The sequence below is a fragment of the Lichenifustis flavocetrariae genome (assembly GCF_026130545.1).
Classification (GTDB): Bacteria; Pseudomonadota; Alphaproteobacteria; order Rhizobiales; family Beijerinckiaceae; genus Lichenihabitans; species Lichenihabitans flavocetrariae.
In genome coordinates, this window is record NZ_JAMOIM010000050.1 from 20,697 (window position 1) to 29,228 (window position 8,532).

An 8,532-nucleotide genomic window follows, 5' to 3' on the forward strand; every position below is an offset into this window, starting at 1 on the left:
CTACGGCGAATGGCGGCGTAAAGGACAGGTTTCCTGCCGCCCTACGCCCGCAGAAACCGATCGAAGGATCATTTGCGTCGTTCGAGGCTCAGGCCGGAGCGAGCGTTGCCTGTCGCCAACCGACGGCCTTGCGAAGCACGCGGGACAGGTCCTCGACGGAGTAGGGCTTTTGCAGGAGTTCGAAGCCGAAGGTGCCGTTCTGCGCGAGCACGTGGCTGTAGCCGGACGTCAGGAAGACCGGCAGCCTCGGGTGCCGTCGTCGGATCTCTTGGCCGAGTTCGATCCCGTTCATGCCGGGCATGACGACGTCGGAGAACACGACGTCGAACCGGTCCGGCTCACTCGCCAAAAATCCGAGGGCCTCCTCGGCGTTGGCCGCGAGGAGGGTGTCGTAACCCAGTTCCTGGAGCGACAGGGTCGCGAACGAGCCGACGTCCTCGTTGTCCTCGACGACTAGCACGCGTACGCCGTGGCCGTCCACCAACGCGCCCGACGCCGTTCCATGGGCGACCGCGTCGCTCGGCTCCGACGTGCGCGGAAGATAGAGGCTGAACGTCGTCCCTCGCCCCACCTCGCTCTCGACCGTGACCTCGCCGCCGGACTGCTTGACGAACCCGATGACTTGGCTGAGCCCAAGGCCGGTTCCCTGGCCGACGCCCTTGGTCGTGAAGAAGGGTTCGAAGATCCGCTCCAGGTCGGCCGCGGCGATGCCCGAGCCCGTGTCCGACAAGGCGACAACCACGAAATCCCCATCGATGGGAGGCTGCGATCGCATCGCGGGGACGCTCGTCGCCGTCGTCACCGCGATCGTGAGCTGGCCTTCGCCGTCCATCGCATCGCGAGCATTGACTGAAAGGTTCACCAGGGCGGTGTCGAACTGGCTGGGATCGGCATCGACGTAGCAGGGCTGGTCGGGGACGGAGGTCTCGACGCGAACTCGCGATCCCGTAAGGGTGCCGACCATGTCGCGGATCGTCCCGACGCTCCGCACGACGTCGAAGACCTCGGGCTTGAGCGCTTGACGCCGCGCGAAAGCGAGCAACTGGCCCGTCAGCTTGGAAGCCCGTGTCGTCGTGTCCGAGATAGCCTCGATATAGCGCAGCCGTCGTTCCTCGGTGAGGTTCGGGCGCTTCAGCAGGTCGACGGACGATCGGATGACGGTCAGCAGGTTGTTGAAGTCGTGCGCGACGCCTCCGGTCAGCTGCCCGACCGCCTCCATCTTCTGGGCTTGACGAAGCTGCTCCTCGGCGAGGTGAAGCGCCTCGGTGTTCTCCTTCTCGGCCGTCACGTCGCGCCCATAGGCGTAGATGAGTTCGTCCTCCGGCGCGGCCACCCAGGACATCCAGCGATAGGTCCCGTCCTTGCGGCGATACCGATTGAGGTAGGTTGGAAGCGCATCGCCCTTGACCTTGTCGAGGGCGCGCCCCGTGGACCGCAAGTCGTCAGGATGGACGAAATCGAATACGGTCAGCCCGAGCATCTCGTCTGGCGACCAGCCAAGGATCTTTTTAGCCACCGGACTCACCGACAGGAACATGCCTCTTCGGTCGATGACGACCAGCAGGTCCTGGGAATTGCGCCACACGCGATCGCGCTCGCGCGTCCGCTCCTCCACGCGGTGTTCCAGGTCGGCGTTGAGGTCCCGCAGCCGGTCCTCGGCGAGCCGGCGCTCGATCGCGGCACGAGTGCGGTCCGCGACGTTGCGCACGAACGCGGTATGCTCCGCTCTCCAGGTCCTGGCCTTGGCATCGTGGACATAGCGGTCCCGAAGGCGGATCGACGTGCACAACTGTCGCGCCGAGGTCGCCCAGGATCATGGCGACCGCCGGACCGGCGATGTGCTGGCCGAAGTCGACGACCTTGACGCCGAAGAGCGGCAGGGCCGCGCGATCGGGAATGGCATCCGTCATGCGTTCACCCTAGCGTCCTGGAGGATCAGTCGCGCCGCCTTCTCAGCGATCATCATGGTCGGCGCGCTGGTGTTGCCGCTGGTAATCGTCGGCATGACGCCGGCGTCGACGACGCGGAGGCCGTCGATGCCACGCACGCGCAGGCGGCCGTCGACCACGGCGAGCTTGTCGTCGTCCCGTCCCATCCGGGTGGTCCCCACCGGATGGAAGATCGTGCTGGCGATGTCGCCGGCGAGCTTGGCCAACTCGGCGTCGGTCTGGAACTCCACCCCGGGCTTCCATTCGACGGGCTTGTACCGGGCCAGCGCGGGCTGCGAGACAATGGCGCGGATCTGGCGGATGCTGTCGGCCGCGACCTTGCGATCCTCGTCCGTGCTCAGGTAGTTCGGCGCGATCGCCGGAGCCTCGCCACGGCGGTTCGAACGAATGCGCACGCTGCCCCGGCTGGTTGGATTGAGGTTGCACACGCTGGCGGTGAAGGCGGGAATCGTATGGAGCGGCTCACCGAAGGCATCGAGGCTCAGCGGTTGGACGTGGTATTCGAGGTTGGGATGAGGGCGGCTTGCGTCCGAGCGGGTGAATGCGCCGAGCTGGGAGGGCGACATGCTCATCGGACCGCTACGCAGCAGGGCATATTCGAGCCCGATCTTCGCCTTACCAAAAAGGCTACCGGCGAGCACGTTGAGCGTCTTGGCTCCCTCAACCTTGAACACGGCTCGGATCTGAAGGTGGTCCTGGAGGTTCTCGCCGACCCCAGGCAGATCGAACGCCACGTCGATCCCGTGCTTGGCGAGGAGCGCCGCCGGTCCGACGCCTGACAATTGCAGGATCTGCGGCGACCCGATGGCGCCGGCCGAAAGGATCACCTCTCGGCGAGCCGCGACGGTCACGCTTCGGCCGCCTCGATGCAGGACGACGCCTGCGCAATGCCGTCGCCCGCTCGCGCTCGCTTCGATGAGCAGCCGCTCGACTTCCGATTCCGTCCAGACGACGAGGTTGGCACGTCTCCTGGCGGGACGTAGGAAGGCCTTCGACGCATTCCAGCGCCATCCCGCCTTCTGGTTGACCTCGAAGTAGCCGACGCCCGCTTCGTCGCTGCTGCTGAAGTCCTCGGACCGTGGCACGCCGGCCTCGACCGCCGCATCGGCGAAGGCCTCAAGGATGTCCCATCGCAGCCGCTGTTTCTCGATGCGCCATTCGCCGCCGTGACCGTGCAGGTCGAAAAAGCGGCTGTTTCCTCCCATCGCCGGATCGGCGCCGTCGTCGAGCCGGTAGTGGTCCTCGTGGGCCATGAAGTCCGGCAGGACGTTGTCCCACGACCACGCCGCATCGCCCGTGGAGGCGGCCCAGTCGTCGAAGTCGCGCACTTGGCCGCGCATGTAGATCATGCCGTTGATCGACGAGCAGCCGCCGAGCGCCTTGCCACGCGGATACCGCAACGACCGGCCGTTGAGCCCGGCTTCCGGCTCCGTGTTGAACAGCCAGTCCGTTCGCGGATTGCCGATACAGTAAAGATATCCTACCGGAATGTGGATCCAGGGATGGTTGTCCTTCCGGCCTGCTTCCAGCAGGAGCACCCGGCTCGTGGGGTCTCGACTGAGACGGTTGGCCAGGAGACAGCCTGCGGACCCCGCTCCCACAACGATGTAGTCGAATGAGTCGACGGGTAGGGCTGGATTGGCCCGACTCATTGGCCGACTTCATAAGTCGGAGCGCGACTGCAAGCCATGACGGCTCGGGACGTCTCCTGATATAACGAGCGTGACGTCTCCCTGATCACAAGCGAGCCTCCCCATTTTGCCGAATTGTAATCCTCTGATCGCACTCCGATCCAATGACAAACGCTTCAGATGATTATAAGCGTTGCTCATATGGAACCTGCGCCTGATATGAGGACGTTCCGGGCCTTCGTGACCGTCGCGCGCGAGGGGAACGTCACGCGTGCAGCGGAGCGACTCCCCTTACGCAGCCTGCCATCAGCCTTCATCTGAAGAGACTCGTGGCGGAGACGGGGATCGCGCTGTTCCGCCGCTCGGCGAGCGGCCTCGAACTGACCTGCGATGGCGCTCTCCTCGCCGCGAAAGCCGAACAGGTCCTGGCAGCCGCGAGCGATTTCCACCGGACGGCCCAGAGCCTCACCGCGCGGGTGCGAGCAAGTTGAGGATCGGAACGGTCGTCGACCCGGAGTTCACCAGACTTGGATCGTTCCTCAAGGCCGTCGTCGAGAGCGGCCCCGGCATCGAGACGGAACTTCGGCATGGCATGAGCGGCGAGGTACCAATCGGCCTGAGACGAAACGAACTCGACGTCGGCTTCTACCTGGGCGACATCGGGACCGCTTCTGCCTGCGGCGAACCCGAGTTCCACGTGCGGGAGTTGGCGCGGCTAAACTACAGGGACGTGGCGCCGCCGTCGCTCGGCGCACTCGTCCGCGGTCATGATTGGATCGATCTTGCCGGATTGCCTTGGATCGGCACGCCTCCCGATTAAGTTCACCACCGGCTTCTGGCAGTAGTGTTTGGCGGTTTGGACGTGCGGCAGAACGTGGTGGCCTTGGTCGACCACGAAACCTCCATGCTGGCGATGGTGCGGACGGGGTTGGCCTGAGCCTCTGCCGCGAGTCGATCGCGCTCGAACAGCAGCAAACCCACGGCTTGGTCATCGCGGACCGGGTGGCGCTGAGCGCTTCAATGAGCTTCGTGACCCTCCATCGCCGACGTCTCGACCCGATCGTCGATCTCGCCTTGCAAGCCATCGCTCGGATTTGGGCAACGATCGACTAAGGCATCGAGGCGCTCCTGTCGAAGGAGCGAAGCGTCTCAAGTCAGCGAAGCTTCCTATAGCGAAGTGCGTCCACCAGCAGCGCGAAGGCGGGGGATTGCTGCCGGCGACTGGGGAAGTAAAGGTGATGGCCGGGGTACGGCGGACACCAATCGGCCAAGACTTGGACGAGACGACTGCCATCGAGGTGCGGCTGCACCTGATCTTGGGCCAGGTAGGCCAAGCCAAAGCCGGCCAAAGCCGCGCTGAGCATCAGCCCGATATCGTTGAAGGCCAGTTGCCCCTCGACCCGCACCCTCAGTTCCCGCGAGCCTTTCTCGAACTCCCACGCGTAGAGCCCGCCATGGGTCGGCAGGCGCAGGTTGATGCAGCGGTGCTCGGTGAGGTCCTGCGGGACCTTGAGCTTCGGCGCCTTCGCGAGGTAGGCGGGGGACCCGACCACGACCATCCTGATCTCGGGCCCGATGGGAACGGCGATCATGTCCTTCGCCACGATGCCGCCCGCCCGAACGCCGGCGTCGAACCGTTCGGCCACGATGTCGATCAGGCCGTTGTCGACCACGATCTCCACGTTGATGTCGGGATAGTCCGCCAGGAACCGCTCCAGGGCGGGCCACAGGACCATGCTGGCCGCGTGCTCGTCGGCGCTGATCCGGATGGTGCCCGCCGGCTTCTCGCGCAGCTCGCTCATCCCGGCGAGTTCCGCCTGGATGTCGTCGATCCGGGGACCGATGGTCCGCAGCAGGCGTTCGCCCGCATCGGTCGGGGCGACGCTGCGGGTCGTGCGCGTGAGGAGTCGAAGGCCTAGCCGGGCCTCCAGGCCGCGCACGGTCTGGCTCAGCGCTGATTGCGAAACGCCGAGCTTGGCTGCGGCGCGGGTGAAGTTCCGCTCGCGCGCGACCGCCAGGAAGGCCGACAGGTCGTTGAGGTTCTCGTTCGCCATTCAGAAGTCCACCTTATGACCGTATGTGGCCTTGAGCGACTAATCGCAAGGCGGTCCTGGCGTTACATTGGGGTCATCAACTCGCATGCACCGAGGGCGACGTCATGGACATCAAGCGCAGCGGCTCCCAGGCGTCCGGCAAGGAGCCGGCCGACTGGTTCACCGGCATTGTCTGGATCGATCCCCTGAACAACCCGCCCGAACCGGCCCGCGTCGGCATGGCGCTGGTCACGTTCGAGCCGAGCGAGAAGCACTGGCACGGGGCCGCCCCGACCACGGCCATGACCCACATTGCCATCCAGGAGAAGCTGAGCGGCAGCCCGGTCGACTGGTTGGAGCATGTGACCGACGAACAGTTCGTAGCCTGACGGCCATGCCGCACGTCATCGTCAAGCTCGCATCGGGCCGTTCCGAGGCCCAGAAGTCCGCAATTGCGGAGGCCGTCACTAAGGCCATCGTGGCGGCGGCGGACGTCGGCGAGGACCGCAAGCGGAGTGGGTCGAGCGGGTCTACCGGCCGGACATCCTCCCGATCTTGGGCACCCTCTACAAGCAGCCCGGCTACGACCCGCTCAATAGCGGGTTCGCCGCCTGCGCCGCACGGCGCCGTCCCTCCATCAAATTCTCCCGACCGGACATCCCATGAACCCGACATACGACTTCGCCGGCCAGGTCGCGCTCGTCACGGGCGCCAGCACCGGCATCGGCCTCGCCACGGCCCAAGCGTTCGCTCGATCCGGCGCCGCCGTCGCCCTGGTCGACCGCAACGAAAAGGCGTTGAGCGCAGCCGTCGAGGCACTCACAGCGGCGGGCCACAAGGCCATTGCCGTCACCTGCGACGTGAGCGACGAGGCTCAGGCCGGTGCGGCCGTCGAGCGCACGGTCACGGTCTTCGGGCGGTTGGACATGGCGTACAACAACGCCGGCATCCTGGGGCCGATGTGTCCCATGTCGGAAGAGACCGCCGAGGGCTTCGACGAGGTCAGCGCGGTCAACCTGCGTGGCATCTGGACCTTCATGAAGCACGAACTCCTCCAGATGAAGAAGCAGCGCGGCGGCGCCATCGTGAACTGCTCGTCCCTGGGCGGCCTTGTCGGCCTGCCGGGGCGGGCCGCCTACCACGCGACCAAGCACGGCGTGATCGGCCTGACCAAGAGCGCCGCCCTCGATGTGGCAAAGGAGAACATCCGGATCAACGCCGTGTGCCCCGGCTGCATCGACACGCCCATGGGCGACGGCATCGATCCGGCGGCCATGAACGAGTTCCTCAAGGACCAGCCGATCGGTCGCGCGGGACGGCCTGAGGAGGTCGCGGCCGCCGTGCTCTGGCTGTGCAGCCCCGGCGCCAGCATGGTGCTCGGCGTGGCCCTGCCGGTTGACGGCGGCTTCGTGGCCCACTGAGGCGCCTGGAATGCCCCTCCATGCCTCTTTTCGTGACCAGCCCGAGGTTCGGCAAGGCTGGCGCGTCCTGGCGATCCTGAGCACCCTCATGGGCTTCGCCTCGATCTCGACCGACCTGTTCCTGCCGGCCATCCCCACCATGGCCACGGCGCTGCGGGCGGACGTGGGTACGGTCGAGCTGACGATCTCCAGCTACCTGATCGGGTTCAGCCTGGGCCAGCTGTTCTGGGGACCGATCAGCGACCGACATGGCAGGCGTGGCCCCGTCGCGGCGGGGCTGGTGCTGTTCCTGATCGGGTCTGCCGGGTGCGCGCTGTCGGGAAGCGCTTCCGCCCTGATCGGCTGGCGGGTCGTCCAGGCCCTGGGTGCCTCGGCCAGCGTCGTCCTGGCCCGGGCCATGGTGCGCGACCTCTACGCCGGGGCGCAGGCGGCGCGGATGATGTCGACGCTGATCGCCATCATGGCCATCGCACCGCTGGTGGGACCGCTGGTCGGCGGCGAGATCCTGGCGTTCGCGGGATGGCGGGCGATTTTCTTCACGCTGGTCGGCATCGGCATGGCGACCCTCGCCGCGCTGTCCACGCTGGAGGAGACGCTGACACCGAGCCGCCGCAGCACGGAGCCGCTCTCACGGGCTTTCGCCGAATACGGCCAGTTGTTCCACCATCGGCGGCTGCTCGCCTACGCCGGGGCGGCGGGCTGCTTCTTCGGCGGCACCTTCGGCTACATCGCGGCCTCGCCCTTCGCCTACATCACCATCCATCACCTCCCGCCGCAGCTCTACGGCCTGCTGTTCGGCGCCGGCATCGTCGGCATCATGGTGACGAGCACCCTCAACGGGCGTCTTGTGGCGCGGATCGGGAGCGACCGCCTGTTGCTGTGGGGAGCCACGGGCGCCGCGCTGGCTTCGGTGGTCCTCGCCGTCACGGCCCAGACCGGCTGGGGCGGCCTCGCGGGCTTGGCGGTTCCAATGTTCGTCTTCGTGGCCACGACCGGCCTGATCGCCGGCAATGCGGCTGCCGGGGCCTTGGCGGACTTCCCCAAGCAAGCCGGCGCGGTCTCCGCCCTGTTCGGCGCGTTCCAGTACGGCGGCGGCATCCTGGGCTCCGCCTTGGTCGGGACGTTCGCCGACGGTACGGCTTGGCCGATGGGCCTTGTCGTCGGGGTGGGCGGCATCGGCACTCTACTTTGCGCTCGGACCGTGTCGGCCATCTCGTTCAGCCGATCCGCCGATGTCTACGAGGCGACATGATCCTACCGAGGATACGAGCACCTCGGCGGCGACCTTCTGCTTACGTCGGCCCTTGCCGCAAGTACCTTAAGCGGCGACACCTCTGCGGTCCCCGATGGAGAGGTGCATCCATCAGCGCAGCAAAGGCAGGCAAACGGATTTGAGACCCTTTGCCGTGGTACGACGTCCCGATTGCAGGACGCCGACCCCGACCAGGATCGCCGCCATGGCGGCGATGTCCATGGCGTGGACGGGTTCCCCAGCCAG

8 protein-coding genes and 2 pseudogenes are annotated in these 8,532 nt (G+C 66.4%); 6 read left to right on the forward strand and 4 right to left on the reverse strand.

The genetic code is table 11. The features are described 5' to 3' along the window. Positions 1–88 precede the first annotated feature (88 nt). The 3 genes from M8523_RS31635 to M8523_RS31645 are packed head-to-tail and all read right to left on the reverse strand — an operon-like array spanning position 89 to position 3,601. On the reverse strand, positions 89–1,615 hold the full coding sequence (locus M8523_RS31635; RefSeq protein WP_345894343.1) for a hybrid sensor histidine kinase/response regulator: 1,527 nt from the start codon (positions 1,613–1,615) through the stop codon (positions 89–91). Continuing rightward, on the reverse strand, positions 1,509–1,910 hold the full coding sequence (locus M8523_RS36620; RefSeq protein WP_345894344.1) for a CoA transferase: 402 nt from the start codon (positions 1,908–1,910) through the stop codon (positions 1,509–1,511). The genes M8523_RS31635 and M8523_RS36620 overlap by 107 nt, the downstream gene beginning before the upstream one ends. Next, positions 1,907–3,601, reverse strand: a complete 1,695-nt coding sequence (locus tag M8523_RS31645) for a GMC family oxidoreductase (protein WP_282588831.1) — start codon at positions 3,599–3,601, stop codon at positions 1,907–1,909. The genes M8523_RS36620 and M8523_RS31645 overlap by 4 nt, the downstream gene beginning before the upstream one ends. 198 nt (positions 3,602–3,799) lie before the next feature. Between M8523_RS31645 and M8523_RS36955 the strand changes: the two are divergent. Both M8523_RS36955 and M8523_RS31655 read left to right on the forward strand, forming a co-directional pair. Continuing rightward, positions 3,800–4,071, forward strand: a pseudogene (locus tag M8523_RS36955) (LysR family transcriptional regulator). Further along, positions 4,068–4,400, forward strand: a complete 333-nt coding sequence (locus M8523_RS31655; RefSeq protein WP_282588833.1) for a LysR substrate-binding domain-containing protein — start codon at positions 4,068–4,070, stop codon at positions 4,398–4,400. Before M8523_RS36955 ends, M8523_RS31655 begins: the two are co-directional and overlap by 4 nt. A gap of 334 nt (positions 4,401–4,734) precedes the next feature. On the opposite strand, the gene M8523_RS31660 is transcribed toward M8523_RS31655, so the two are convergent. Beyond that, positions 4,735–5,634: a LysR family transcriptional regulator gene (locus M8523_RS31660; protein WP_282588834.1), complete on the reverse strand. Its 900-nt coding sequence runs from the start codon at positions 5,632–5,634 to the stop codon at positions 4,735–4,737. Positions 5,635–5,738: 104 nt separating this feature from the next. Here M8523_RS31660 and M8523_RS31665 point away from each other — a divergent pair, with 104 nt between their 5' ends. The 4 genes and pseudogenes from M8523_RS31665 (at position 5,739) to M8523_RS31680 (ending at position 8,286) form a co-directional block, all read left to right on the forward strand. Then, entirely contained in the window at positions 5,739–6,002 is a 264-nt protein-coding gene (locus tag M8523_RS31665) for a cupin domain-containing protein (protein WP_282588835.1), read from the forward strand. Positions 6,003–6,007: 5 nt separating this feature from the next. Continuing rightward, positions 6,008–6,064, forward strand: a pseudogene (locus M8523_RS31670) (hypothetical protein); the annotation flags it as partial. 211 nt (positions 6,065–6,275) lie between these two features. Continuing rightward, entirely contained in the window at positions 6,276–7,034 is a 759-nt protein-coding gene (locus tag M8523_RS31675; RefSeq protein WP_282588836.1) for a glucose 1-dehydrogenase, read from the forward strand. 10 nt (positions 7,035–7,044) lie between these two features. Beyond that, complete coding sequence (locus M8523_RS31680) at positions 7,045–8,286, forward strand: multidrug effflux MFS transporter (protein WP_282588837.1); 1,242 nt, start codon at positions 7,045–7,047, stop codon at positions 8,284–8,286. Positions 8,287–8,532: the final 246 nt, after the last annotated feature.

Coding starts and splice junctions, on each gene's coding strand:
- M8523_RS36620 (WP_345894344.1), bottom strand. CDS start 1,910: ATGACGGATGCCATTCCCGATCGCGCGGCCCTGCCGCTCTTCGGCGTC.
- M8523_RS31645 (WP_282588831.1), bottom strand. CDS start 3,601: ATGAGTCGGGCCAATCCAGCCCTACCCGTCGACTCATTCGACTACATC.
- M8523_RS31660 (WP_282588834.1), bottom strand. CDS start 5,634: ATGGCGAACGAGAACCTCAACGACCTGTCGGCCTTCCTGGCGGTCGCG.
- M8523_RS31665 (WP_282588835.1), top strand. CDS start 5,739: ATGGACATCAAGCGCAGCGGCTCCCAGGCGTCCGGCAAGGAGCCGGCC.
- M8523_RS31675 (WP_282588836.1), top strand. CDS start 6,276: ATGAACCCGACATACGACTTCGCCGGCCAGGTCGCGCTCGTCACGGGC.
- M8523_RS31680 (WP_282588837.1), top strand. CDS start 7,045: ATGCCCCTCCATGCCTCTTTTCGTGACCAGCCCGAGGTTCGGCAAGGC.